The following is a 25,779-nucleotide window of genomic DNA, read 5'->3' on the forward strand; positions in this document are numbered from 1 at the left end:
TGTGCTTAATCATCAGCGCGCCGAAGATGGTGGGCGTGCCTCTCAGCCACAGACTCATCGCCACTCTCGTCGCACTGATCTGGGGAGTGAACTTCGTCGCCATTCACGCTTCGCTCACCCACTTCCCGCCGTTCTTCCTCGTGGCGCTCCGTTTCGCACTCATCGCCGTGCCCACGATCGTCCTCGTCCCGCGCCCGGACGTGCCGGTGAAGTGGCTCCTGGGCTATGGCATCGGCTTCGGCACTCTGCAGTTCCTCTTCCTCTACTGGGGCATGGCCACAGGGATGCCGGCCGGGCTCGCATCCCTGGTGCTGCAGGCATCAGCGCCGTTCACCGTGGTCCTCGCAGCGGCGTTCCTGCACGAGCGAGTGAGTGGTCGCGCAGTCGTCGGCACCTCCGTCGCTGTGGTCGGCCTGGCGATCATCGGGTGGGGCGTGATGGGCGGGACGACGCTGATCCCCTTCCTGCTCACCCTCGCCGGCGCCCTCGGCTGGTCCATCGGCAACATCTGCAGCCGTCAGGCCAAACCCACCAACCCCGTGCATCTCACCTTGTGGATGTCGGTGATTCCGCCCCTGCCCATGCTCGCCCTGTCGCTGGTCACCGAAGGACCGCACCGAATCGTGCAGTCCCTGGCCGGGGCCCTGTCGATGGACGCAGCCGGCGCTCTCGCCGGGCTCGTCTACACGGTTGTCGTTGCGACCGTCGTCGGCTCGGGCGCCTGGACCTGGCTGTTGTCGCGGCATCCCGCCGGGGTCGTGTCCCCGTTCTCGATGCTCGTCCCGGGCTTCGGGATCGCGTCGTCGTGGATCGTCCTCGGTGAGCGCGTCACCGGCACCGAGATCGCAGGTGCCCTACTCGTCGTCGCCGGTGTCGTGTTCGGATCGACGCACCACACCCCACGACGAGTGGACGCCGACCCACCCGTTCCGGCGTCCACCGGACCCCGGCCGGACGAGGTCGTCGACGTGTCCTGCCGCGATCTCGCCCAGTAGTTCTTGCCCTGCTCGGCCGATCGGTTTGGGAAACCCAGCTTCGGGTTGGCTCGCGGGGAGTTGGGGGTCGGACCGGTTCGGAGGTTGGGTGGGCTTGTTTACGTGGCTGGGTGGGCGTTGATGCAGGTGGGGCTTGTTCACGCGGCCCGCGTGTGATTCACGCGGGCGGTAGGTGTTTACGCAGGTGGTGTACGGCCCGCGGGAAGCGCTAGGACTCGCGTGAGGTCAGGCGGGCCGCGGGAAGGCCGGGTTTCCCGCGCTGGTCGCGGCAGGTTGCCGGTGCTGTAGGGACAAACGGCTTGCTTTGAGGGTCGGGTGGGCTGCGTGTGCGGCCGGTAGCTGGCGGGAAGGCCGGGGTTGTCCACAGGTGGTGGGTGGGGGCGGGTGGGGTGGTCCGGGGATGTGGCAGGATCTGGCCATCGTTGTGGTTCTTCCACCCCCTGGGAGGTCTGTCTGATGGGACGCTGTGTGGGCGGTCGTTGGGGTGTAGTGGTCGGTGTTGTTGTGGGTGTGGTGTGGGTTGCGGGATGTTCTGCGGGGCAGGCCGATCCGGTGGTGACACCCCTGGTATCGAGTTCGAGCACGTCCCCGACCGTCTCGCCGACTCCCTCGGTAGATGTGTCGGCGGACGCATTGTACGCGGAGGCCGAACAGGTCTACCTGCGATCACTGGAAGTGTCGGAGCGCTACGAGGTGCATGGGGACTATTCGGAGTTCCCACCCGAATACGAGGAACTGCTGGCTGATCCGTACCTGGAGTGGACGCGGGCGTTGTTCGACGCAGGGAAAGAACAGGGGTGGCATGTTCCAGACGGTCTACAGCTACCGGTGACGACGAGATCGCTGCCCGGGATGTCGCGAGACGGATCCGACGTAGCCTTGCAGACATGCCGGGACAACCGAGGTGTCCCAACTCTTGACTACAACGGGAACCAGGTGGCTGAGGGCTCGCTTGTTTACGAGACGTTGTTCTTCAAGCACGTCGACGGCCGGTTGAAGCTGTTCACAGGCACGACGGACCAGAGGGACTCATGCCCGTTCGAGTAGCGCGCCGAGCGCTCTTTGTGATGTTCGTGGTGGCGTTTTTCGCCCAAATGCCAATCGCGTCCGTGTGGGCTGACTGCGAGCGAATCGGCCGCGGGGGACGAGCGGTTGGTGCTGATGCGTGTGTGTCGGGTGACACGGTGACGGTGACGGCCGGAACCACCAGCGAGGTGGGCGGAGCCCCCGCCGACACCGACTGGACCACCCACAACGGTGACATAACCGACACCAACTGGCAGGCCCCCACAGACCCAACCACACCCACCCGAACCACCCCCTGCAACACCACAGACCTGGCCACCGCCCCCAGAATCGGACTCTGGACCCTATGCCGACCCACCACCACCGACCCGGAACCCGCCACCCCCGACACCCCACCCGAACAAGCCATCCCTGTGAACGCGATCGCCGCCTCAGCCGCCGCCTCCCTCCACGTCCCGCCCCCCACCATCCACATCGGCCCCAACCCCGCCAACAACCAATGGAACGCCCTCGCCGTCGGCCTACCCATCTGGCTGTGGACAACAGACCCCGGCGAAGTCAACGAGCAGGTATCGCGGGAGGGCATCAACATCACACTGTCAGCCACACTCGCCACCATGAGCTTCGACATGAGCGACGGCACCACCATCACCTGCCAGTCGATGACACCCCGACCACCCCGCACCGATCCGATGATGAAGTCACCCGACTGCGGATACACCTACAAACGTCCCGGCGTATACGAGATCCGGGCCACCGGTACCTGGCACGTCACCTGGCAGGCGTTGGGGTACTCGGGGCAGGAACAAGTAGCAGCCACCAGCAACCACCCACTCGACATACGAGAGTTCTCCACCGTCGTGACAGCCTGACGAAAACCGGGATCTCGCCCCCGCAAGCATCAGCGTGTCGCCCCGACACACCCACACCCACCAAAACGAGATCCCAATCGTCGTCGATCACCCGCGGGACGCGGGGCTCACACGGACCAGGTCGGGCGTTCAGACCTTGCTAGTCGTTGAGCTGCTCAGGATCGGGCCCGACGCGATTGCCGTTGTCCAGTGTGGCGAGTTGCTCGATGTCGGTGCCGTCGAGCTCGAAGTCGAACACGTCGATGTTCGCGGCGACGCGAGCTTCGTGCACCGACTTGGGGATGACGACGATGCCGTTCTGCAGACTCCAGCGAATGAGCACCTGGGCGGGCGACTTGCCATGCTTCTCGGCGATCGCGGCGACGACCGGGTCACCGAGAAGACGGTTCACGCGCACCACACCCGCGCGGTTCTTTCCGCCCGGCGTACCGCCCAGGGGGCTCCACGCCTCCGTCACGATGCCGTGATAAGCGTCGAAGGCGCGAGTCGCGTACTGCGGAAGATTCGGGTTGAGCTCGATCTGATTGACCGCGGGGACGACCGTACCCGCGTCGAGGATCAGCTGCAGGTGATTCGGGTTGTGGTTGCAGACACCGATCGCCTTGGCCCGGCCCTGCGAGTAGATCGTCTCGAACGCACGCCAGGTGTCGAGCAGCTTCCCGACCTTCGGCATCGGCCAGTGGATGAGGTAGAGGTCGACGTAGTCGGTGCCGAGCTTCTTGAGGCTCTCGTCGAAAGCGGCGAGGGTCGAGTCGTAGCCCTGATCGGAGTTCCACAGCTTCGTGGTGAGGAAGATGTCCTCGCGCGGCACTCCGCTCGCAGCGATGGCGCGTCCGACGCCGGCTTCGTTGGCGTAGAGGGACGCGGTGTCGATGTGGCGGTATCCGGCCTCGGCGAGCGCGTAGCGGACGGAAGCCTCGGCGTCGTCCTCGCTCGCGAGGAACACACCGAGGCCGAGCTGGGGCATGGTCACGCCGTTGTTCAGGGTGACGGAAGGGACAGAGGTTTCGGATCCAAGTGTCATGGAGGTGATCGTTCCTCTTCTGGATAGCCGGGCTCGTGAGCCCGTGACTGCTGGAGCTGTGTCCGATCCTAGTGCCGGTGCCGACGGAGTGACGATGCGACCGCGGTGTCAGTCATGATGACCGGTCGAATGGCCTGCACCTACCCGGCGCAACCGACCGGCCGCCGTCGTTCCCCCGGCAACTCGACGTCCAGCTGCGCCTCACGGGCGGGGCTTGCCGGATGTGACATCCCACAGGTGATGGGTCGGGTCGTGCACGAAATAGCGAGCGAGGCTCCCGACGGTGAACACGGCGCCGTCGCTACGCCGGCCGGTGCGATCGATCGATTCGTCCGGCACCGCCTCGAAAGAGTCCGCAATGGTGTGCCCGGCCTCTGTCAACTCTGCCAGCACCGTGCTCGGGTCCTGGGCCCAGTAGCGATCCTCCACGGCGGTGACGTCCTGATCCCAGTTGGGGAACAAGGGGTCGTCCCGGGTGAGCATGAGCCCGAGCCGGTAGTTCATCGTGCGAAAGACATCGCGGACGTGGCAGGCGTACTCGAGCGGCGACCACACCAACTTGGCCGGACGCTGCCCGACCGACGGGCGGGAAAGGACAGGCCCCCACGCCACGACGTTGCGCCGCGTCAGCTCCGGCACGTCCCGGAAGGCGACGTGAACGGCATCGAACCCGCACTCGGGGCACGGTTGCCCCAAGACCCACGTCCAGTTCTTGGTCTCGGACGGTATGCGCAGCGGCTCGGCGGTTGAGTCCATGAGGACAGGTTACGTCCGCCCGCCGACCACCGGCGTCCGGTCAGGCGCGACCACGCCTGCCGTGGTGCGACCGACCGGAACCCGGCCGCCCGTCACGCCCCACCTGCTGTCCCCCGCGTGGCTCGTGCCGCGAGCGACTCTGAGGGGTTGCCTTGACCGGGGCCGGCGCAACCCGCGGCGCACGCTCGCCCACAAGCTCAGTGACCTCGGGAGAGTTCGCGACAACCCGCTGAGGGGTCACCCGGATCTTCGCCCGGCGCAGCACGGCCGCCAGGTCCCGGCGCTCTTCGGGCAGACAGATGGTCACGACGTCGCCCACGTTCCCGGCACGCGCCGTGCGGCCCGAACGGTGGAGGTATTCCTTGTGCTCGACCGGCGGATCAACGTGGACGACGAGCGCGACCCCATCGACATCCACGCCGCGCGCTGCCACGTCCGTTGCCGCGAGCACCCGCACCTCGCCCGATTCGAATGCCGCGAGGTGGCGCTCGCGCGCGTTCTGGGACAGGTCGCCCTGCAGGTCGACGGCCGGGATACCAGCTGCGGTGAGATGCTTGGCCGCCCTCTTGGCACGATGCTTGGTGCGGTAGAAGAGGATTCGCCTGCCTGTTCCGGAAGCGAGCGCCTCGATGAGCTTGGCCTTGTCGTCGGACCCGCCGACCTCGAACACATGGTGGGTCATCGTGTCGACGGGTGACTCGGCCGAGTCGACCGAGTGGCGAACCGGGTGATCGAGGAACCTCTCGACAAGGCGATCCACCCCGTTGTCGAGGGTCGCGGAGAACAGCATCCGCTGCCCGCTGCGCGGGGTTGCGTCCAGGATGCGCGTCACGCCTGGGAGGAAGCCCATGTCGGCCATCAGGTCGGCTTCGTCGATGACGGTCACGCAGATGTCCTTGAGGGTCAGGATGCGCTGACCGAGGAGGTCCTCGAGGCGCCCGGGACAAGCGACGATGATCTCGGCACCACGCGCGAGGGCGTGTTCCTGGCGGGCCTGTTTGACTCCGCCGAAGATCGTCGTCGACCGCAGGCCGCAGGCCGCCGCGAGCGGCGCGATGACCTCGTCGATCTGCGTGGCGAGTTCCCTGGTCGGGGCGAGCACGAGCCCCCGGGGACGACGTGGTGTGTTGGCCGAGCCGCTGTGCGCCGCGAGGCGCGCGACCAGCGGAATGGCGAATGCGAGTGTTTTGCCCGAGCCGGTGCGACCACGGCCTAGCACGTCACGCCCGGCGAGGGTGTCCGGCAGCGTGTCCGCCTGGATCGGGAAGGCGGTTGCCTTGCCCTGACTGATGAGAGCGCCTGCGATAGGCGCCGGGACGCCGAGCGAGGCCCACGACTGTGCGGGACCCTCTTGGGCCACCGCAACGGGGCGCGGCGCACGTCCGGCCTGGGGCCTAGACGCCGGCACGGCGGAAGCAGCCGAACCTGCCCGCTTGCGAGAAGAGGCCCCGCGGCGCGAAGCCGACTCGTTGGGACGCTCGGGGGGTGCGGATCGCCGCGCGGAGGTCTTGGGGGCGCGCGCGGAGGAGCCGGGATCGAAAAGCTGAGTCATGAAGAATGAATCCTTGAAAGGTCGGGAATAGGGCCCCATCGGGCCGAGCTTGAGTTCCGAAAGAACCTCAGCCCAGGAAGACGAGATGGCGAAGGCGCCCGCTGGCGCATTCATTCGCCGTCGATAAGAGGATCTGCACCCGGCGGATCCGGAACCGCAAGAGCCCAGATCACGTGCCGAGGCCGGCAGAGGCGCGTTCAACGACGCTGGCGATGTGCTGAACCGCCTTGATGACACTAGCACAGCTACGCAACGAGAGCCCACAAAGGGACCCGACCACGGCGGCCGCCCATGGAGACCTGCGTCCGAAGTACCCCGGCGTACTGCGAATGCGGTATCGGGACAGTCCATTCGGACGACGCCGCTGAAACCGATTGTTGGAAGGATTTCGGTGTTGGAATCCACGGCGAAAGAAGCACCCGAAAGGAGGGAAATAAATGTCCACCCGCTCGAAAGTGATCGTCTCCGTGATCGCGGTCGCCGGGGTGATCGGCGCGCTCGTGGTGCGGAAACGCTACCAGGAGCAACCCGGGACCACCCTATGACTTCAGCTTCACCACACTAAACACATTCATTCCACAAACCCTGATCTCCATGAGAGGAACTCAACCATGTCTACAGCCGCCGTCATCTGGACCGTCGTGATCATCGCGGTCGTCCTCGTTGCAATCATCGTCATCGGGCGTCGGATCGCCAAGAGCAGGTCCTGATCACGCACCATGGGTGGCCGATCCGGAAACGGGTCGGCCACTTGGCATTGTCCGGGTAGGTGGCCGACGCGAACAGCATTTCGCACGACCCGTCGACGATGCTCTTTATGCCGGAATTGGCGCGAGGGATTCCTCTTCGGACGTGAACAGAGGAACCCGGCGAATCACGGATGGATTCCGGCGAGCACCGCGAGAGACACAAGTTGTGCCCGATCGCGAGCACCGACTTTCATCATCGCCCTGTTCGCGTGGGTCTTCACCGTGAACGGCGACAGGTACAGGTCTGCGGCGATCTGCTCGTTGGTGAGCCCGGTGACAATGGCCTGGACGATCTCCAGCTCACGCGGGGTGAGTGAAGTGAAACGGGCCGCCACCGACGGGTCGGAAGGGACGGCGCTGTCCTCGGCCACGTGGTCGACCAGTGCGTCCACCGCGGCGGGAGACAACGCCCTGCCGCCTCCGGCAACTCGCAGGATCCCGGCGGTGAGTTCGGCCGGGCTGGCCCCCTTGCTGAAGAATCCGTCCGCGCCCGCGCGTACCGCTGCGAGCACGTTCTCGTCCTGGTCGAAAGTGGTGAGCACCAGGATACGGATCTGCTCGGCAGAGTAGCTGCGCCGGATACGACGGGTGGCCTCCACTCCGTCGATACCCGGCATCCGGATGTCCATCAGCACCACGTCTATCTCGGTCGTGCCGAGCATCTTGAGCGCGGCCAGCGCATCCCCGGTTTCCGCGACGACTTCCAGATCGGGGTGCGCATCGATGATGGTCCGCAGCCCTGTGCGGATCATCTCCTGATCGTCCACTATCAACACCCGGATCATTGCTCTTCCCCTTCGTCTGCGGGCAGATAGGCCTTGACAGAAAAAATCCGGCCGTCGTCGTGGGTCACGAGGCGCCCGCCGGCCGATTCGGCCCGTTCCCGCATCCCGACCAGCCCGTTGCCGCCACCGGAGGTGTCGCGGCCGTCGGAGCGTCGCAGGTTCACCGCCTCGATCAAGACGGAGTCGTCATCGATGCTCACGTTGAGGGAGACGGGCCCCTCGCCATGCCGCTCGGCGTTGGTCAGAGCTTCCTGGACGATACGGAACACGGCCGTGCTGGTGTTCCGTGGAAGCGGGTGTTGCAGGCCGGAAAGCACCGCGTTGATCTCGAGTCCCGCGGCTTGGTACGACTCCACGAGCGCGGCGACGCGTCCGTGGTCGGGCGTGGGGGCGAGCACCTTGTCGTCGGTCCCGACACGCAGCACCCGCAGGATCTCCTGCGTCTCGCGCAAAACGGACTGGACACTGGTGCGAGCAGCCCGCAAGTCTTCCGCCGCGGCCTCCGTATCGGTTGTCACGTGAACCTCCGCCGCACCGAGGCGCATGCTCACCACGGCTATCTCGTGCCCGATGCTGTCATGCAGATCACGAGCGATCCGCAGGCGCTCCTGAGCGACGCTGCGATCGACCGCCGCCTCGCGAGTGGCGATCGCGTCCCGTGCGCGCTGTTCCAACTCCCCGAAGTACTGCCGCTGCCCCCGGATCGCACTCCCGGTCGCGGCGAGCACAAGCGCCGCCGCTGCCGCGATAGACGCCTCCGGATTCAGTTCGACAGACAGCGTCCCGGCGTACCAACCCGCCGCGACGAAGTTCGCCAGTCCGACGACCAATCCGGTCAGGAGGCCGGAGAGCCCGCGCAGGGTGAGCAGGAACGCGGCGAAGCACGCGATCGACCAGTTGTGCGTCGGCAACCATCCGGTGAAAGCAGCCACGAGTGGCCCCGCGGCAACCAGCGCCAGCCCCAGGTGCGGGGCGTAGCGATAGCCGATGACCGTGCCGGCCGCGATGACCGCGGCGGACACGAGCCCAGCGGGATTCAGCCCGATGCCGGCGATGACGAACTCCACAGCGACCGCGGTTCCGACAACTGCCAGGACGACGACCTCCAGGGCGTTCGTGCCACGCACCCACAGCGGTACGCGCACCCGCCCCGCGGTGCCAGAAGTCGTCGTCACAACCTCATTGTCCCATTCGGGCGACATCAGGACGTACTCCCAACGCAGTAGGACGAGCCCGGCGCACGCACCACGAGTGCCCTCGTCTTCCGCGGGCGAGCCCTCAGGAGAGCGCTCGAACCGAAGCGGCGTCGCGCAAGCCCGCCACCCAGACTCGAGCGAGCCCCGAGCCAGTCATGTTCGTCCTCGCCAGGCGCGAGATGAGAGCATGGGACCGTGATGGCAGACAGCGTGCACGAAGGCGACTCCCCACCGGGACAAGGCGCCCGGCCGACCGCCCGGGTCACGTTCTGGGGTCTCATGTCCGCGCTCATGGCCGTGGCCATTCTTCTCGCCACCGCCGAGCAGGCCCGGCTGGCGATCGGCGCTGCGGAGGCTGCAGGTATCAATGCAGCAGTCGCTGTCGGACGACTGCTCAGCTTCTTCACCGTGCAGTCCAACCTCATTGCCGCCGCGGTGCTGTCCTGGGTGGCCCTCGTCTCCTTCACCACCCGACGGCGGATCGACGGGCCCGCATTGGCGTTCGCCCGCGCGGCGGCCACGACATACATGCTGGTCACCGGCCTGGTGTACAACATCGTGCTGCGTGCCGCTGCGGGCACCGACATCATGCTCGGCTGGTCCAACGACGTCCACCACGTGTACGCACCGGCGTTCCTGCTGCTCGACCTTCTCCTCGCGCCGAGACGACGGGCACTGCGATGGCGGTCGGTCGCAGGCATCCTCGTCTTCCCCATCGCCTGGGTCGCCTATACCCTGGCTCGCGGCCCGTTCCTGATCTCGCCGTCGACGGGTGAGGCGCCGTGGTATCCGTACCCGTTCTTGAACCCCGGCGAAGTTGCAGGCGGGTATCTTGGCGTCTCCGTCTGGGTCGCGGGCATCGCGGTGGTGATCGCCGTCGCGGCGTGGATCACCGTGTATATCGGAAGGCGGCGGTCGCGGGCGGCTGCCGGGGAGACCACACCGCGTCGCGATCGAGGCCTCAGCTAGGGAAACGCTGATCAATGCGGGCAACGCTGGCTGAGCCTGTCGAAGCCCGTCGCCGGATGACAGTTCCACGGCCCTTCGACAGGCTCAGGGATCGTTGATCAGCATTTCCCTAGTCCGCCGGCCGACGGACGGCGGGCCTGACGACGGGCACGCGGGGCGGATCCGAGGGGTGCGCAACCGCGCCTCACGCCGACCGCCAGACCCCGCACCGCCCGGTGCCGATACACACACGAACCCGCTCCGCGGCGCGAGAAGTCGTCATCACAACCTCGTTACCCCATTCGGACGACGTCAGGACGTACTCCCAGCGCAGTAGGACGAGTCCGTCCGCGCGGACGATTCCCGCGCGGTACGTGGCCGGAAGAATCGAAGTGTCCCGACAACCGGGCCACATCGAAGGAGAACATCATGACCACGACCACCGCCGATTTCGTCCCCTACGAATACCTGACATTGCAGGTCGACCGGGAACTGGAGCCCCTCTACAGGGACACCTACCACAGCTTCGGCTGGGCCGTCGAAGGCTACGGCACCACCGTCCCCAAGGTGAGCACCGTCACCCTCAAGCTCAAGCGTGACCGCCGCATCCACAACCGGCGGCCCGTCCTCGAGCAGCAGCGTGTCGCCGAGCAGGCGCTGGCGACCATCGCAAGCCTCGAGCACTCCAAGCAGACCGCACCGGTGATCGCCGCACTCACCACCGGCATCATCGGCTCCGCTTTCCTTGCCGGATCGGTGTTCGCCATCACCGCCAACCTGTGGCTGCTCGGCATCCCGCTCGGCCTCATCGGCCTGGTCGGCTGGGTGGTCGGCTACTTCCTCCACGGCCGGGTGAAGGCCAGCCAGACCGCCAAGGTCAACCCGCTCATCGACCGCGAATACGAGACGATCTATGCCGCCGGTGAGCAGGCCAGCCAGTTGCTCGCCGCCTGACCGGACGAACAGGAAAGAACCGTCATGATCGACGAATCAGGTTTCGGCTCCGGAACGCCAATCGATTACACGAGGTACGGCGGGGACTATGTCGCCTACGAATATCTCACCGTTCAGGCCGACCGCGACCTCGAACCTCTCTACAAGGACACCTATCGCAGCTTCGGCTGGATCATCGAGAACACCACCACCGGGGTGCTGGCCGGGGGTGCGCCGAACCCCACCACCGTCACCCTCAAGCTCAAACGCGATCGCCGCATCCGCAACCGCCCTCTTGTGAACGAACTCCAGCGCAAGGCCGAATCCGCGATGGAGGCGATTCACGATCTCGAGAACTCGCGCACCAGCACGGCCCTCGCTGTCGCGCTGGCGATAGGGATCGTGGGCTCGGCGTTTCTGGCCGGTTCGGTCTTCGCCATCGAAGCCGGGCTGTGGGTGCTGTCGATTCCGCTCGGGGCCGTCGGCCTGCTCGGGTGGCTGGCCGGCTATCTCGCCCACGGCCGCATAAAGGCCCGCAAGACGACCCAGACCGCGCCGTTGATCGACGAGCAGTACGAGATCATCTACGACGCCAGTGAACAGGCCGCCCGTCTGCTCGCCTGACCGGGAACGACCCACTTCAGCGGCATACTCTCGCGCAATTGCTCACATTTTCAATGGTGACCGGCTAACGTTCGCCACAAGAGCACGTCTTCACCCTCACGTGATAAGGAGAAATGCCGCGATGACCACACAGTCCTCCATCCCCGCTGAGTCGTCGATCCCGGAGCCACGCCCAGGTTCGGACTTCGCCCCTCGCCTGGTCGCCGAAGCTCTCGGCACCCTGTTACTTGTTGCCGGCGGCGTCGGCACCGCGATCTTCGACGCGACGTTCCCCAGCGCCGACAACAATCTCGTCGGTGTTGGGCACCTCGGCGTCGCCCTCGCATTCGGTCTCACGGTGGTCGTAGGGGCCTACGCCTTCGGCCCGATCTCGGGCGGGCACTTCAACCCGGCGATCACCCTCGGGCTGGCTGCAGCCGGTCGTTTCCCGTGGAAGGACACCGTCGGCTACATCGTCGCCCAAGTCGTCGGCGGTATCCTCGGTTCCTCGATCGTCGCCCTCATCGCGTCGACCAAGGGCGGTTTCTTCTCCGCGGCCCGCGACAGCGGGTTCGCGTCGAACGGCTTCGGCGCCCACTCCCCCGGCGGGTTCGGCATCGGCGGAGCGATCGTCGTCGAGATCGTGTTCACAGCGATCTTCGTCTTCGTCGTCCTCGGCACGACGGCCAAGGTCGGCGCCACGGGTTTCGCTCCGCTGGCGATCGGCCTCTCACTGGCGCTCATCCATCTCATCACGATCCCCATCGACAACACGTCGGTGAATCCCGCTCGCTCGATCGCGGCAGCCGTGTACGGCGGGGGCTGGGCCTGGGCCCAGTTGTGGGTGTTCATCGTCTTCCCGATCGTCGGGGGGCTCGTCGCGGGCCTCAGCTACAAGCCGCTGTTCGGGAAGACCTTCACCCAGGCCGCCTGACCCTGGGGTCCGGTCACCGACGCGGGTCCACCGCACCAGCGACGTGACGAACGATCATGGCTCGCGACGCCTGTGGGCGTTGCAACTACAGCAACCGCCGCCACCAGCGAGGTTGTTCGATCAGCTCGCGTTCCTCGTCGGCACCGCAGCCGCGGCGTGGCTGGCCGTCATCATCGGGATCCAGGGGTTCCACTCCCCCTGGGCCCCGGTGTGGGTGATTCCGATCTGGGCGATCACGGCCTACTTCGTCCTGCCCCGATTGCACCGGCTGCTCTCGGACCTCTACGTGCCCGACTACTTCTTCGGCCGCACCCGAACCGCCGATGGCCTGCTCGGCGATCCGGTCAACCTCGGCGTCGACGGCTCCGCCGAACAGCTCGATCACGTGATGACCAAGGCCGGTTGGCACCGCGCGGACGAGATCACAGCTGCCTCCAGCTGGCGGATCATCATGTCGACGTTGACCCGTCGCAGCTACCCCACGGCACCGGTGTCTTCGCTCATGCTGTTCGGACGGCGACACGACATCGCCTACGAGCAGGAGGTCGCGGGCAACCCGAAGCAGCGCCACCACGTGCGCTTCTGGCACTGCCCACCAGGGTGGCTCCTCCCGGGCGGAGCCTCCACCGATTGGCTCGGCGCAGGCACCTACGACATGGACGTCAGGCTGTCGTTCTTCACCCTGCAGGTCACACATCGAATCAACGAGGACACCGATGTCGAGCGGGACTACGTGGTCTCGTCGATACAGCAGACGAACCAGGGCGTGACGCTACGCACCCTTCGCAACTTCACCACCGGTTATCACGCACGGAACGGCGGTGGCGACCGCTTCATCACCGACGGCGACCTGCCAATCATCGACGTCTCCGCCGTGGACGCACCGCCGCGGACGGTGCCGAACGTCCCCGGTGAGGCCTCGGCGACCGAGATGATCGAGCGCGCACCGCTGGCGACCGCGGTGGCGGCTGCGCTCGTCGTGCTCGTCAGCGCAATACAACTGATCGATTTCGTCGTCGCGGGCGATGCGGCGGAGCTGGTGGCCGACGGCTCGGGATCGGATCGCGTCCTGATCGCTCTGGCGATCGGCGCGTTCTGCGTGTTCAAACTGAGCCAACTCGTGATGTCATGGCTCGCGCTGCGTGGCGGACGCCGATCCCGCGCCGCGCTCATGGTGCTCCTCACACTCGAGATCTCACTGGTGGCCGCCGACTACCTCGACGGCAGCGCCGCTCTCGGGCTCGACTGGACGCTGTTCACCGCCTCGGTGCAATGCCTCACGCTGCTCGCTCTGTCGAGTGAGTCATCAGGCGCCTGGGCGCGGCGGACGCGGAAGGCCGGGTCCGCCGCGCGCGAGTAGCCATACTGCGACCACCCCAGAGACCGAGCTGTTTCCGAGGCTTCCCGCTCACCGCCTCTTCCTGGAGCTGCCTCCGATCAGTGCACTTCCGAGTAGGAGTATCGCAGCGCCCCCGGCCAACCAACCGAGCGAGTCTCCACCTGTCGCGGGAAGACTCCAGGGCCTGTCCTGATGGTCCGGCGGCGCGGTGCCCTCGTCCTCGGCGCGATTGGTGACCGTGCAGGTGACATCGTCACCGACACCGAGTACCAGCACGTCACCGTCGAGTTCGGCTCCAGTGCAACTCCAGCCCTCCGAGACGTACTCCGCCGTAGGCCTGTCGGCCACCGGTGCCTCCGACAGGGTGTAGCTGCCGGGCTCGACTGCCGTGTCGGTCACCAGCGGGTCACCGGTCACCCCCGAAGCCGTGACCGGTCCGTCGGCGGTCAGGATCCAGTCGGTGGATTGCGGGCTCATCCGAATCCAGGGTGTAGTCGGGGTCTGAATCCGCCGGCCTCGAGGAGCGATCTGGCGATGTAGTTGGTGAGGTTGCGGAAGCCGAGGGCGGAGCCGCGTAGGTGTTCGAGTCGGCCGTTCATGGCCTCGGTAGGCCCATTCGAGGTGCCGGGGCGGTCGAAGTAGGCCAGGACGTCGGCAGCGCGTCGGTTGAGAGTACGGCCCAGGGTCCGCAGCTCGGTCAGCGTGGCCGGGACTCCCTGTGCGAGGGAGGCGATCAGGTGGGTCATGAGGTCTCGTCCCCGGGTCCGGTCGGGTTCGCGGTAGGCGGTGACCATGCGCTGGTAGACGGCCCAGGTGGCCTCGACCTCGACGTGGTCGTCCCCGGTGAACAGCCGATCGAGCCGTTGCTTCTGCTTGTCGGTGAGCAGGTCGGCGCCGGTGTGCAGGGTGCGGCGGGCGGTGTAGAGCGGGTCGCCCTTGCGGCCGCGGTGGCCACGGGTGTGCTGCTGGACGCGGCGGCGGCACTCATCGAGCGCGTCACCGGCCAGGCGGACGACGTGGAAGGGATCCATGACCGCGACCGCGTCGGGCAGTTCCTCGGTGGTGGCGGTCTTGAAGCCGGAGAAGCCGTCCATAGCGACGACCTCGACGCCGTCTCGCCAGGCCTGGGGGCGTTCGGCGAGCCAGGTCTTGAACGTCTGCTTGGAGCGTCCCTCGACCATGTCGAGCAGCCGCGAGGGCCCGGTCCCGTCCCGGACGCCGGTGAGGTCGATGATGACGGTGACGTACTTGTCCCCGCGGCGGGTGTGGCGCCACACGTGTTCGTCCACGCCGACGGCCGTGACGCCGTCGAAGCGGGTCGGGTCGTCGATCAGGACGCGGCTTCCTTCGGCCAGGACCGCGGTGTTGGCGGTGTTCCACGAGACACCGAGCCCTTCTGCGACGCGGGCGACGGTGAGGTGCTGGACGACGATGCCCTCCAGGGCCCAGCGCAGGCCCCGGCGGGAGAGCTTGGCCCGCGGCTCGGCCGCGGCGGTGGTGTCCTGGCGCCACACGTGCCCGCATCCGGTGCACCGGTAGCGGCGCACCGTGACCTCCAGCGTGGTGGGGCGCCACCCCAGCGGCTCGTGCGCGAGCTCGCGGGTGACGGTGTCGCGTGGCGTGCCCTCGCAGCCGCACCGACGGCACCACCCGTCGGGCTCGACGACCCGGCAGGCCAGGACCGCCCGGTCGGGCTCGAGGCGCTGCCCGACGACCTGAAGGCCGAGCTCGTCGAGGCGGGCGAATGTGGTCAGGTCAGGGCGAGCGAAGGTAGCGTCGGGCACGTCGAGGTCTTCCGGATGGGTGGCGTGAGAACCTCCATCTTCGGAAGACCTCGACCCCTATCCGGTGACCGACGCGCCGCCCCGCACTACACCCTCAACTGCGAAGAGCCGGATTGCGCCGATCCTCCCTCCACCTGTTTCACCAGAGTCAAGGTGGGCGGATCGAAGGTGTTGGTGATCGTGCAGCGCACGTCCGCGCCGGTCTGCACCTGCACGACCGACCCGTTCAAACTGCCTCCCGTGCACGACCACGCCCCCGCCGCGTACTGGTTGAGAGGTGCCTCGGTCGAGTTAGCCGCCTCGCTGAGCGTGTAGGCGCCCGCCAGCACGGGGAGGCTGGTCACCGACGGCTGTCCGCTCGTGCCCTGGGCGGTGATTCCGCCTTCCTCATCCTGTGCGGTCAGCGTCCAGTCGCCGGGTGCCGCGGTTCCACCATCGACCTGCTTGACCAGGGTGAGGGTGCCTCCCTGCCAGGTGTTGGTGATTGTGCACGTCACATCGAGGTCGTCCTCACCGAGGGTGACCGTGGCCGTGCCGTCCGGGCCTGGTTCCGCGGGCGACACGCTGTCGCACGACCATCCTGAACTGACGTATCCGGACGTCGAGGCCGACGAGTTAGTGGGCTGCTCCGAGAGCGTGTACGTGCCGGCGCCGACAGCCACGCCGGTGATCTCGGCGTCCCCGGTGCGACCCCAGGCACCTTCGCCGCCCTCTTCGACGAACTGCAGCGTCCAGTCCGCAGTCGTCGGCAGTGGGCCGCCGTCCACGATCTTGCGAAGGGTCAGGTGCGGCGGGTCGTACAGGTTCGACAGAGTGCACGCAACCACAGCGCCCGGTTCCAGCTCGAGGTCACCGGTACCCGGTTGCCCGGTCGTGAGGCTGAACCCGGACCCGGTGCATTGCCACTGCCCGGGCCGGTACTCCGGATCGACTGTCGTGTTTGCGGCCTCGGACAGTTCGTAGCTGCCTGAGAGCACGAACCCGCTGCCGCTGCCGTCGACCTCCAGCTGGTCGTCCTCGCCGGCAGCCGTCAGCGTCCAGTCCTCGGGGCTTCCCGGGACGGCGGGCATCTCCTGCCCGTTGTCGACGATCTTGGACAAGGTGAGGCTAGCCCCCGTCCACTCGTTGGTGATCGTGCAGGTCACATCCGTGTCGCCCGTGGCCAGCCCGATCGTCGCCGTGCCGGCGCCGAGCGACGTGGGACTGTTCTGTGCGCCCACGCAACTCCAAGAACCGGCCTCGTAACCTTCGACCGGTTGCTCGCTCAGCGTCACGACACCCGACCCGACCGCGACGTCTGTGACCGCCGGGTCTCCGGTCACCCCGGTGCCCTGACCGGAACCACCGTCATACGACAGTGGCCAGTCGTCGGGTGAGGACGCGGGTCCGCCACCGACGACCTCCTTCACCAACGTCAGATGCGGGGGCAGGAACTGGTTCACGATGGTGCAGGTCACGTCGGCACCCGAGGCCACGGCCACAACGTCGTCGGTGAGCGCGCCGCCGACGCAGGTCCACGAGGACGCCTGGTATTCGTCGGCGTCGCCGGGCTCGTCGTCGGCCGTGACGTCCTCGGACAAGGTGTAGTCACCTGCGGGGACGAACTGATCCACGATGTCGGTGCTGTCTCCCGCACCGGTGACTGTGGCAGGCCCGGCCGCGGTGAGCGTCCAATTGCCAGAGTCGTTGCCGGGTCCGTTGCTGCCGTCGTCCACTTCCTTGACCAGTGTGAGAGTGCCGCCGGTCCAGGTGTTGGTGATCTCACACGTCACCTCAAGATCACCAGCGGAATCGAGCTCGAGCTCCGCGGTACCGTCACCGTTGTCCTCGAGGGTGCCGCCGTCACACGACCAGCCGGTGGTGGTATAGCCGTCCGTGGACGCTGCCGGGTCGGTCGGGGTCTCGGACAGGCCGAAGACCCCACCGCCGACGGCATGCCCGATCAGGGTCGGGTCGTTCGCGGGCGCGGACAGGACGATCGGGTCGTTCCCTCCGGACGCGGTCAGCGTCCAATCGGCCAGGTCGTCGAGAGGCCCTCCGGTGACATGCTTCACGAGGGTCAGGTGCGGTGGGCGCAACAGATTCGACAGTGTGCAGGTGATGTCGGCGTTCGCGCCGGCATCGATCGTCAGCACAGCCTCACCCGATGCACCGGGCACCAATACGGTGCCTGCCGCGGTCGTGCACTCCCAGGTCCCAGGCTGATAGTCGTCATCGGCCTCGCCGACGAGTTCTTCGTAGAGCTCGTAGCTCCCCGGGAGCACGAAACCGGTGCCGGTGCCTGTGACCCGCAGAAGGTCGTCGTCGCTTTCAGCGATCAGGTCCCAATCACTCGGCACGCCGACGGGGTTCGCGATCTCGCCGCCGTCGTCGACCTCCTTGATCAGGGTGAGGCTGCTGCCGGTCCATGTGTTGGTGACGGAGCACACCACATCGAGGTCGTCCGGAGCCAGCGTGAGCTCGGCCGTACCGTCGCCGTTGTCGTCCACGGTGCCGCCCGTGCAACTCCATGCGCCGGTCTCGTAGCCCTCAGCGGCTGCGGAATCGCTGGCGGTCTCGCTCAGCTGGTAGGTGCCTGAACCGACCGCGATACCGGTGATCGGGGCATCACCGGTGACGCCTGTCCCGGACGCGGCCCCGTCGAACGCCAGCGTCCAGTCATCGGTATCGGGTAGTGGGCCGCCACCGACGACCGTCTTCGCCAACGTGAGGTGCGGCGGCTGGAACAGGTTCGTCAAGGTGCACGTGACCTCGGCGTCGACGCCCGACTCGATCGTGAGCAGGCCCTGCCCGGGGTCGCCTGTCGCGAGACTGAAGCCACTACCCGTGCAGGTCCAGTCGCCAGCCTGGTAGTCCTCGTCGACCGGGTCAGCGGTGAGCGACTCCGACAGGTCGTACTCTCCGGCCGGCACGGGTTGGGAGACCACCTGGGCACTGTCGCCAGGGCCTTCCACGAGCACGGGTCCGTCCGCGGTGAGCGTCCAGTCACCAGGTTGGGCATTGCCCGGTGGTATGACCTGACCGTCGTCCACGACCTTCACCAGAGTCAGTGTTCCACCTTGCCAAGTGTTTGTGATCGTGCACGTGGCGTCGTCACCCGGCTCGAGCGTGAGCTGACTCCCGTCCAAGGTGCCGTCGTCGCACGACCACGCGCCGGCGGCGTAGCCGCCCAGGAGCGGATCCGAGGAGTCCACCGCGGCTTCGCTGAGGTTGTAGACACCGGCGTCGACCTCGACATCGGTCACGGTCGCGTCGCCGGTGACGCCCGTGTGTGCGGCACCGGGACCGTCGGCGGTGAGCTCCCAATCGCCCGCGGTCGCCGGGCCTCCGGCGAGGTCCTTCACCAACGTCAGAGTGGGCCGCTGAACGGTGTTCGTCGCGGTGCACACCATGTCTTGTCCGACATCGAGCACCGCGACCTCTGTGTCATCGTTCCAGCTCGTGCCGCCTGTGCAGTACCAGTCCACCGCGTAGCCAGCGGGACCGTCCTCGCTGAACACATACTCGCCGGGCGGCAGCTCGACCTGCGTCACCGACGGGTCGTTGCTCTGCCCGGAGATCGCTGCATTGCCGGGACCACGTGCTTTCAAGGTGAAATCGTCGACGGTGGCCGTCCCGCCCCCCGTGTTGTCCAGGTCCTTGACGAGAGTGAGGGTCGGTGTCACGGAGCGGTTCGTGACCGTGCAGACCACGTCGGTCGACGGCGGCACGGTGACCAGGTCGTCGGTCGGATCGGCGTCGGAATCACCATCACCCAGGCACTGGTAGGACTGGAGGTCATAGCCGTCCGGGCCGTCCACCTCGGCTAACTGATAGGTCCCCGGGGCGATCGACTGACGCTCGATGCCGTCGGTTCCGCCGTCGCCGTCGCCGCTGAGGACGGTGGTGGTGCCGTCCTCTGACAAGACGGCGAGCTCCCACTCACCGGGCGCGTGAGTACCGAACGGGGCGTTGATGACCTGCTTGCGGAAAGTGATCGTCGAGCCCTGCCACACGTTGTGTGCGGTGCAGGTCACCTGAGAGCCTTCGGCGATGTCGACGACGTTCTTTCCCGCGCCGGTAACGGGAAGCTGTCCCTCCATGCTGTCCACGCAGGTCCAGCCGTCGAGTTCGTACCCAGAGACATCGACACCACCGATCGCCCCCTCGGTGAGGGTGTAGGAGCCGGGGCTCACGAACGCGTAGGTCACGGTGTTCAACCCGGAGCGGCCGGAGATCGCCGTCGACTGCGTGCCGCCCTCCGCCCGCAGGCCCCAGTCGAACTTGTCCAACTGGCCACCACCGGCGTTGTCGACCTCCTTGGTCAGGGTCAGCTGCGTGAGCGTGCGGCTACGGACGTTCACGATCGCACACGTGATGTCGTCACCGGAGGCGATCGCGATGCTGGTCACATGGGTGATGCCGCCGTCGCAGGAGAACCCGTCGGTGGTGTGGCCCTCGGTCGGGCCGTCCTCGGCCAGGTCGTAGCTGCCCGCCGGCACCGGCACACGCGTCACCTCGTCCGCACCGGTCACGCCTTCGACCGTCACGCCTGCCGCGCCGCCGGTGCCGGTCGCGCTCAGCGTCCAATCCGTGGCGGGCTGGGCGCTGTCCACCACCTGCTTGGTGAGGGTGAGCCAGCCGCCGGTGAACTCGTTGACGATCGTGCAGGTCACGTCAGCGCCCTCGTCGAGGGTGAGCACGGCGCCGTCGAGGCTGAAGGTCGACCCGGCTGGGTCGGTGCAAACCCAAGAGCTGGCGGTGTACCCGGCCGGACCCGTCTCCGACAAGGTGTAGCCGACGCCGGTCTCCACCTCGACGTGCGAGACCTGCGCGGATCCGGTCACGCCGCTGATCACGTCGCCGGTTCCGTCCGGGGTTGCGGTGAGAGTGAAGTCGGTGGGCGCGTGCGCCTGCCCGGCCGGCGACTCGACCTGTTTGACCAGCGTGAGCTGGGCACCGGAGGCCTCGGCGGTGTTGACGATCGTGCAGGTAACCGCCCGATCGAGCTCGATCGTGATCTGGTTGTTGCCGTTCACCGGGATGTCGCCCGTGGTGCCGAGATGGTCGACGTATTCACAATCCCACGAGCCGGCGATGTAGCCGCCTCCGGCAGGGCCACCAGACTCCTGGAGCCGGTAGGTGCCGATGCGCACAGGCTGGTTCGTGACCGGGGGCGTGTTCGCGGTGCCACCGACACCGGTCGGGCCGTCCAACGCCTGTAGCGTCCACATGGAGGCAGGTGCCGAACCGCCGTCGACCACCTTGCGCAGCGTCAGTGTCGACTGGACGGCTTCGTTGGTGATCGTGCAGGTGAGGCTCTGATTCTCGGCCAGCGTGATGATCGGGGACGGGTCGGTGTAGACGGTGCCACCGCAGTTCCAGTCACGGAACCGGTAGCCGGGCGGGGTGTTGGCGGTGGACAGCTCGGAGATCTGGTACTCGCCGGACGGGATGACCTTGGTCTGGAAGCCGTTGAGGCCGTTGGCTCGGAACGTCTCATCCGTGTCGGTGTTCACGGCCTGGACATCCCACTTGGTGCGATCCCCCTCGCTAGCACCGGTCGAGAGGTTCTCGATCGCCTTGTACAGCGACAACGTGCCGGTACCTGCGGCTGCTGCGGGCTCGACGGAACTGCCCAGCACCAGGCCGCTCGACATCAGAGCGCTGACGCATCCGATGCTCACCCAGCGACGTATCCTTCGAGATCTCATCTCATCTCCGCTCGCCAGCCCCATAGGTGCAGGGTCTCATCACGACACTGTTGCCTCGCTGACTGAGCCTATGGTCACTCGCTTCGAGGCGCCGTCGGTTGGAATCGATGGAGTCGACCACGGGTGCTCGCGGAAGAAATTGCTTCTCGGAAATGCAAAGAAAGCTGAAATTTGGTGATCCAATGCAACGAATAATGAAGTTGGCTGCGAGCGACGATGCCTTATGAGTCCCCTGCCGGTTGACAGATCCGGAGTGCCCGCTGGAGATCGGACAGGCTCTTTCCGATCAGTGCCAAGTAATGCCCGAGATAGTCGTCGACGACCTCTGATCCCTCTTCGGAGCCGGCTGCTGGCACCCAGTCCCCATTCGCCTCCAAAGCTTCCGCATCGAAGCCCATATATGCGCGAATCCGCCAGCCGGGTGGCGTGATCACCTGTAGGGGCGGATCGTCCGGCACTCGACAGAATCGGAACGACACCGGCTCGCGGGACAACCTACGATCCAGCCTCCACTTTCGCCATGTGAATGTCACATGCCCGGCAATCGCGTGTGCGGGATAGGGCTCGACCGAGAGAGAGACCGGGCCCGTCCAGAATGAGGGGAACCTGACGACCAGATGACGTGGCCGCACCCTTTCAACCGGCACTTCCTCGAAACACGTCCACCCGAAACCGCCGTACACGCGGTCGAGCAGGGCGGGAAGGTAGCGCACTCTGCTCGTCCGGCCCGTCTCGTAGTGGTGGATCTGATACACGCTGACCGACTCGGCCGGAGAATCGTCGTCCATCGCAAGCAGTCGCGTGGCCAGGGCCGCTACGTCGCTCTGCGACATGCCGCGAGCCTCGCGTATCGATCGATGCAATGTACGGCGCACAGCCGGGTCCGTCGGCGGCCGGGCGTCGTCCGGGCCGAATCCGAGCCAACCGGGCTCGGGCTCCGGCGGATCCCACTGAGGTCCAGCAGCGCAGCGGTCCCAGCGATCTGGTCCGACCATCGATCGGAGTCGTGCCAGCAGCGTCTCCGGGGTTCCCTGATCGCGCCGCCGGAGTTCGCCGGCGAAGAAGGTCACCATCTCGTCCTCAGGAAGGACGAGGCGCAGATCGTCGAAACCGGTCGAGGTCAGCGTAAGGACATCGAGCCATTCGGGTGGGGCGCCGCGACCCGTATCGCACCATCCGGGCCGGTCCAATACCACATGCCACGGCCACCTCGGATCGAACAGGCCAACCACGATCACGCCGCCGGAGTCAGCGACCACATCAAAGTTGATGCCCGTTGGCCCCGCCCAGCCCAAGCCCCTGATCCGACCGGGAGTGGCCGGGCGAATCCAGCTCCACGCGAATCCCGCCGACCCCTCGTGCATCGCACCCCAATGCCGTCGTGGCCCGCACACGCCGGGATTGTCGGAGTCGGCCGCCATGTAGCCGACGGGTGTCCCGAGCGCGCGCACCAAATCGACCAGCGCTCCACCTGCCCCGTAGACCCGATCAAGTGTCTCGAGGGCTTCGACCGGTGGTCTGTGCGTATCCGATTCCCAGGAACTGACAGCCGGGATCGTCGCCCCCGTCACATCGGCCACGTGACGCTGAGTCCATCCGGCGTGAAGCCGCCAAGCGCGCAGCAGTGCTCCGATCGAATCAAGCACAGCACAACACCCTAGCCCGCGAGCCAGCCAGGTCGCTGAGGTTTCGAGCATCCGGAGCCGGTTCTCGACGGCTCGCCATGGCCGTCGGTGACTCCGCTGTGGACGCGCCGCCGCAGATCGCGAGGACGCCGTGGCCGAGGCCTCGGCGAACGAGCGAAGCCGTCACCTCAAGACTCGGCGGAGAACCTCGAGATGACGGCGACTGGTTCGGCTGTTCCTTTCCTTGCCACGTGCCCCCAACCAGGCGGTGTAGCGCCTGAGCGCACGGCGTCGGCGAAGCTGGTCGAGGACGAGAGCGAGCATCGGGTGAATGCCGGGACGAGCGGCCCGACCGCGTCCGATGCGACGCAACTGGAAGCGCACTCGGGCCATGCCCGCAGCAGAGGCAACGCCTTTGTCCTTGATCATCACGGGCTTGAGAACGACTTTCGCGTCGATTCCCGCACGCCACTTGTCGGGCAGGTCAGGGTCCACGGCAAGGGCGGTGCCCATCCCGACGAGCGCGACACCGCTGGCGAGAACCTGTTCTGCGACGGGACGGCGTGCGATTCCCCCGGTGAGCATCAACGGGACCGGGCTGGTGGTGACGAGGTCTTTCGCGAGGGCCAGGAAGTACGCCTCACGCGCCTGCGTGCGCTCGCCGGCGGGACGTCCCGACATGGCCGGGCTCTCATAGCTGCCGCCGGACAGTTCGACCAGGTCGACGCCGAGGGGTGCGAGCAGATCGATGACAGTTTTCGCGTCGCCGGCGTCAAAGCCGCCCCGCTGGAAGTCGGCGGAGTTGATCTTCACGGCGACCGTGAACGACGGGCTGATTGCAGCGTCGATGGCGCGGACGACGTCCAGGAGCACGCGGGCGCGGTTCTCCAACGATCCGCCCCACTGGTCGGTGCGCTTGTTGCTGACCGGGGAGAGGAACTGTGAGAGCAGGTAGCCGTGGGCGGCATGCACCTCGACTCCGTCGAACCCGGCGTCCTCAGCTCGGCGCGCCGTGTCCGCGAACCGTCGTACGGTATCGGCGATCTGGGCCGGCGTCATCTCGCTGGGCTCGGCGAAACGGCCGCTCTGCCTGCCCATGCTCACGCGGATGGCGGAGGGACCCCATGCGACCCCTGGCATATCGGCATAGACCTGCCGACCGGGATGGTTGATCTGCATCCACACCTGCGACCCGCCCGATCTGGCCGCGGTCGCCCATTGCCGGAACGGCTCCAGCGGCGAGTCGGCGTCCAGGACGACGCCGGCGGGACCGGTCATGGCCTCGGCGTAGACCATCACATTCCCCGTGATCAGCAGTCCGGCCCCGCCGCGGCTCCACCGCTCGTACAAGCGGAACAGCCGCTCATCGGGGAGCTGACCCGGGCCGGCCATGTTCTCCTCCATCGCCGCCTTGGCCAGCCGGCTGGACAGGGTGGAGCCGTTCGGTAGCTCAAGCGGGGCGAACAGGTCTGGGCGCATAGCGGTCCTTGCCAAAGGTGATGAACAATGTTTACACTGCTAACATAATAGGAGGTGTAAGCAGTGTCAACATCATCGAAGGACACGTACCACCACGGTGAGCTCCGCAACGCCTTGTTGACCACTGCCATGCAGCTGCTCGAGGCCGGCGAGCCTCTCTCCCTGCGCGAGGTCGCGCGACGGACAGGAGTCTCCCCCACGGCCCCCTATCGCCACTACGCCGACAAGGACGCCCTTGAGTCGGCTCTGGCGACCGAGGGTTTCCGGGACCTTCGAGCGCGACTGGTGGCAGCAAGTCCGGAACCGGCCACACCCGCTGCCCTCGCTGACCTTGCCGTGGCCTACGTCCGATTCGCGCTGGAGCGTCCCGCGATGTTCCGACTCATGTTCGGCAACGAGTGCGACGACTCGAACGATCAGCGGGTGGTCGCGGCGTCAAGCATCCGGCGATTCCTCTCGGACGCGGTGGGTCGTGTCTTCCCCGAAGCGGACGGGCCGGCCCTGGCGGTCGCGAGTTGGTCTTTGGTTCATGGGCTGGCGTTCCTCCACCTCGACGGCAAGCTCGCGGCGGCCACGCCCAATGAGGTCGACCTTCGCGTCCGCACGTCCATCAAGGCGATCCTCACGGTCCGTGGGCAATAGTCGACGTCGGACCGGGGGTGACGATCGGCCGGGCCAAACTCGAACAGCTTTTCCCGGCTGCTCGGCCGCATGCGAGCATGTGGTCTGTGCCAGAAACGAACCGATCGGCAGCCACCTGTGAGGACCTGTCCACGTGGACTCCCAGGCCCGGCCCCGAGCGCCGCGTCTTCGACGGTCGATATGTGCGGCTCGAGCCCCTGGAAGTCGGCAAGCATGCCGACGACCTCTACGAGGCGTCCAGCGTGCCGGACGCCCCCCAGCGATTCCGCTACCTGTTCGAGGAACCGGCACAGGACCGTTCCGAGTTCCAGGACTGGGTGAGGCGAGCAGAAGCCGGCAGCGATCCACTGTTCTACGCCGTCGTCGACAAGGCGACCGGTCGTGTTGCCGGCCGCCAGGCCCTGATGCGGATCGACAACGCCAATGGCGTCATCGAAATAGGCAACGTCTACTGGGGCCCCGCGATCGCACGCACCACCGCTGCCACCGAAGCACTCTTCCTCCTCGCCGACCACGTGTTCGGCCTCGGCTATCGCCGATTCGAGTGGAAGTGCAACAACGACAACGAACCGTCCAAGCGTGCCGCCGAGCGCTTCGGTTTCACCTTCGAAGGCATCTTCCGCCAGCACATGATCCAGAAGGGCAGGAACCGCGACACCGCCTGGTTCGCCATCATCGACGAGCAGTGGCCGTCACTGCGTACCGCCTTTGAGGCCTGGCTCGATCCCGAGAACTTCGATCACACCGGCCGACAGAAGCACCGCCTCGAAGAGCTTCGCACGAGCACTGCCGATCTCGGCCACGAGCAGGGGTGAGCACCGGCGCGTCGACACCGTCTGCGCCG

At 66.7% G+C, this 25,779-nt stretch carries 20 protein-coding genes; 10 read left to right on the top strand and 10 right to left on the bottom strand.

Annotation, left to right across the window (positions count from 1 at the left end; translation table 11 throughout):
• Positions 1-35: 35 nt before the first annotated feature.
• The 3 genes from FB473_RS09060 to FB473_RS09070 all read left to right on the top strand — a co-directional run bounded on the left by FB473_RS09060 (position 36) and on the right by FB473_RS09070 (position 2,893).
• The gene (locus FB473_RS09060; protein ID WP_167166639.1) at positions 36-995 is read left to right on the top strand and encodes an EamA family transporter; all 960 of its coding nucleotides are present in this window, start codon (positions 36-38) and stop codon (positions 993-995) included.
• Between the two features lie 552 nt (positions 996-1,547).
• Positions 1,548-2,042 carry a hypothetical protein gene (locus FB473_RS09065; protein ID WP_167166641.1) on the top strand — a complete coding sequence of 165 codons (495 nt, stop codon included), beginning with the start codon at positions 1,548-1,550 and terminating at the stop codon, positions 2,040-2,042.
• 122 nt (positions 2,043-2,164) lie between these two features.
• Complete coding sequence (locus FB473_RS09070) at positions 2,165-2,893, top strand: hypothetical protein (protein WP_167166643.1); 729 nt, start codon at positions 2,165-2,167, stop codon at positions 2,891-2,893.
• Between the two features lie 139 nt (positions 2,894-3,032).
• On the opposite strand, the gene FB473_RS09075 is transcribed toward FB473_RS09070, so the two are convergent.
• From FB473_RS09075 to FB473_RS09095, 5 genes are all read right to left on the bottom strand, one after another.
• Positions 3,033-3,860 (bottom strand): aldo/keto reductase, encoded by an 828-nt coding sequence (locus FB473_RS09075; RefSeq protein ID WP_279588637.1) that lies wholly within the window; start codon positions 3,858-3,860, stop codon positions 3,033-3,035.
• Between the two features lie 258 nt (positions 3,861-4,118).
• Positions 4,119-4,673, bottom strand: coding sequence for a DinB family protein (locus FB473_RS09080; protein WP_208390503.1), 555 nt, complete (start codon positions 4,671-4,673; stop codon positions 4,119-4,121).
• A 40-nt stretch (positions 4,674-4,713) separates the two neighbouring features.
• Positions 4,714-6,225, bottom strand: a complete 1,512-nt coding sequence (locus FB473_RS09085) for a DEAD/DEAH box helicase (protein ID WP_167166647.1) — start codon at positions 6,223-6,225, stop codon at positions 4,714-4,716.
• An 874-nt stretch (positions 6,226-7,099) separates the two neighbouring features.
• On the bottom strand, positions 7,100-7,759 hold the full coding sequence (locus tag FB473_RS09090; RefSeq protein WP_167166649.1) for a response regulator transcription factor: 660 nt from the start codon (positions 7,757-7,759) through the stop codon (positions 7,100-7,102).
• Positions 7,756-8,934: a histidine kinase gene (locus FB473_RS09095; RefSeq protein ID WP_167166650.1), complete on the bottom strand. Its 1,179-nt coding sequence runs from the start codon at positions 8,932-8,934 to the stop codon at positions 7,756-7,758. Before FB473_RS09095 ends, FB473_RS09090 begins: the two co-directional genes overlap by 4 nt.
• Before the next feature lie 219 nt (positions 8,935-9,153).
• On the opposite strand from FB473_RS09095, the gene FB473_RS09100 reads away from it, so the two are divergent.
• The 5 genes from FB473_RS09100 to FB473_RS09120 all read left to right on the top strand — a co-directional run bounded on the left by FB473_RS09100 (position 9,154) and on the right by FB473_RS09120 (position 13,733).
• Positions 9,154-9,924, top strand: a complete 771-nt coding sequence (locus FB473_RS09100; protein ID WP_243863889.1) for a Pr6Pr family membrane protein — start codon at positions 9,154-9,156, stop codon at positions 9,922-9,924.
• Positions 9,925-10,332: 408 nt separating this feature from the next.
• Positions 10,333-10,857 carry a hypothetical protein gene (locus FB473_RS09105; protein WP_167166654.1) on the top strand — a complete coding sequence of 175 codons (525 nt, stop codon included), beginning with the start codon at positions 10,333-10,335 and terminating at the stop codon, positions 10,855-10,857.
• Between the two features lie 24 nt (positions 10,858-10,881).
• A complete protein-coding gene (locus tag FB473_RS09110) occupies positions 10,882-11,460 on the top strand; it encodes a hypothetical protein (RefSeq protein WP_208390504.1) in 579 nt (192 codons plus the stop codon).
• 121 nt (positions 11,461-11,581) lie between these two features.
• Entirely contained in the window at positions 11,582-12,373 is a 792-nt protein-coding gene (gene aqpZ / locus FB473_RS09115) for an aquaporin Z (protein WP_167166656.1), read from the top strand.
• A 112-nt stretch (positions 12,374-12,485) separates the two neighbouring features.
• On the top strand, positions 12,486-13,733 hold the full coding sequence (locus tag FB473_RS09120) for an LssY C-terminal domain-containing protein (protein ID WP_243863520.1): 1,248 nt from the start codon (positions 12,486-12,488) through the stop codon (positions 13,731-13,733).
• A gap of 48 nt (positions 13,734-13,781) precedes the next feature.
• Here the strand turns inward: FB473_RS09120 and FB473_RS09125 are convergent, their stop codons facing one another.
• From FB473_RS09125 to FB473_RS09145, 5 genes are all read right to left on the bottom strand, one after another.
• Positions 13,782-14,189 carry an LPXTG cell wall anchor domain-containing protein gene (locus tag FB473_RS09125; protein ID WP_167166660.1) on the bottom strand — a complete coding sequence of 136 codons (408 nt, stop codon included), beginning with the start codon at positions 14,187-14,189 and terminating at the stop codon, positions 13,782-13,784.
• Complete coding sequence (locus FB473_RS09130) at positions 14,186-15,496, bottom strand: ISL3 family transposase (protein WP_167166414.1); 1,311 nt, start codon at positions 15,494-15,496, stop codon at positions 14,186-14,188. Before FB473_RS09130 ends, FB473_RS09125 begins: the two co-directional genes overlap by 4 nt.
• Positions 15,497-15,582: 86 nt before the next feature.
• Positions 15,583-21,162, bottom strand: a complete 5,580-nt coding sequence (locus tag FB473_RS09135) for a prealbumin-like fold domain-containing protein (protein WP_167166662.1) — start codon at positions 21,160-21,162, stop codon at positions 15,583-15,585.
• Between the two features lie 248 nt (positions 21,163-21,410).
• Entirely contained in the window at positions 21,411-22,835 is a 1,425-nt protein-coding gene (locus tag FB473_RS09140; RefSeq protein WP_167166664.1) for a helix-turn-helix domain-containing protein, read from the bottom strand.
• A 162-nt stretch (positions 22,836-22,997) separates the two neighbouring features.
• Complete coding sequence (locus FB473_RS09145; protein WP_167166666.1) at positions 22,998-24,293, bottom strand: NADH:flavin oxidoreductase/NADH oxidase family protein; 1,296 nt, start codon at positions 24,291-24,293, stop codon at positions 22,998-23,000.
• A 63-nt stretch (positions 24,294-24,356) separates the two neighbouring features.
• On the opposite strand from FB473_RS09145, the gene FB473_RS09150 reads away from it, so the two are divergent.
• Positions 24,357-24,935 (top strand): WHG domain-containing protein, encoded by a 579-nt coding sequence (locus FB473_RS09150; RefSeq protein ID WP_167166668.1) that lies wholly within the window; start codon positions 24,357-24,359, stop codon positions 24,933-24,935.
• Between the two features lie 86 nt (positions 24,936-25,021).
• Positions 25,022-25,750 carry a GNAT family N-acetyltransferase gene (locus FB473_RS09155; protein WP_208390505.1) on the top strand — a complete coding sequence of 243 codons (729 nt, stop codon included), beginning with the start codon at positions 25,022-25,024 and terminating at the stop codon, positions 25,748-25,750.
• The last annotated feature ends 29 nt before the right edge of the window (positions 25,751-25,779 follow it).

This window comes from Brooklawnia cerclae, from assembly GCF_011758645.1.
Classification (GTDB): Bacteria; Actinomycetota; Actinomycetes; order Propionibacteriales; family Propionibacteriaceae; genus Brooklawnia; species Brooklawnia cerclae.

Excerpts from the sequence above, each read along its gene's own strand:
- FB473_RS09075 (WP_279588637.1), bottom strand. The coding sequence starts at position 3,860 with ATGCCCCAGCTCGGCCTCGGTGTGTTCCTCGCGAGCGAGGACGACGCC.
- FB473_RS09080 (WP_208390503.1), bottom strand. The coding sequence starts at position 4,673 with ATGGACTCAACCGCCGAGCCGCTGCGCATACCGTCCGAGACCAAGAAC.
- FB473_RS09085 (WP_167166647.1), bottom strand. The coding sequence starts at position 6,225 with ATGACTCAGCTTTTCGATCCCGGCTCCTCCGCGCGCGCCCCCAAGACC.
- FB473_RS09090 (WP_167166649.1), bottom strand. The coding sequence starts at position 7,759 with ATGATCCGGGTGTTGATAGTGGACGATCAGGAGATGATCCGCACAGGG.
- FB473_RS09100 (WP_243863889.1), top strand. The coding sequence starts at position 9,154 with ATGGCAGACAGCGTGCACGAAGGCGACTCCCCACCGGGACAAGGCGCC.
- FB473_RS09105 (WP_167166654.1), top strand. The coding sequence starts at position 10,333 with ATGACCACGACCACCGCCGATTTCGTCCCCTACGAATACCTGACATTG.
- FB473_RS09110 (WP_208390504.1), top strand. The coding sequence starts at position 10,882 with ATGATCGACGAATCAGGTTTCGGCTCCGGAACGCCAATCGATTACACG.
- aqpZ (WP_167166656.1), top strand. The coding sequence starts at position 11,582 with ATGACCACACAGTCCTCCATCCCCGCTGAGTCGTCGATCCCGGAGCCA.
- FB473_RS09125 (WP_167166660.1), bottom strand. The coding sequence starts at position 14,189 with ATGAGCCCGCAATCCACCGACTGGATCCTGACCGCCGACGGACCGGTC.
- FB473_RS09145 (WP_167166666.1), bottom strand. The coding sequence starts at position 24,293 with ATGCGCCCAGACCTGTTCGCCCCGCTTGAGCTACCGAACGGCTCCACC.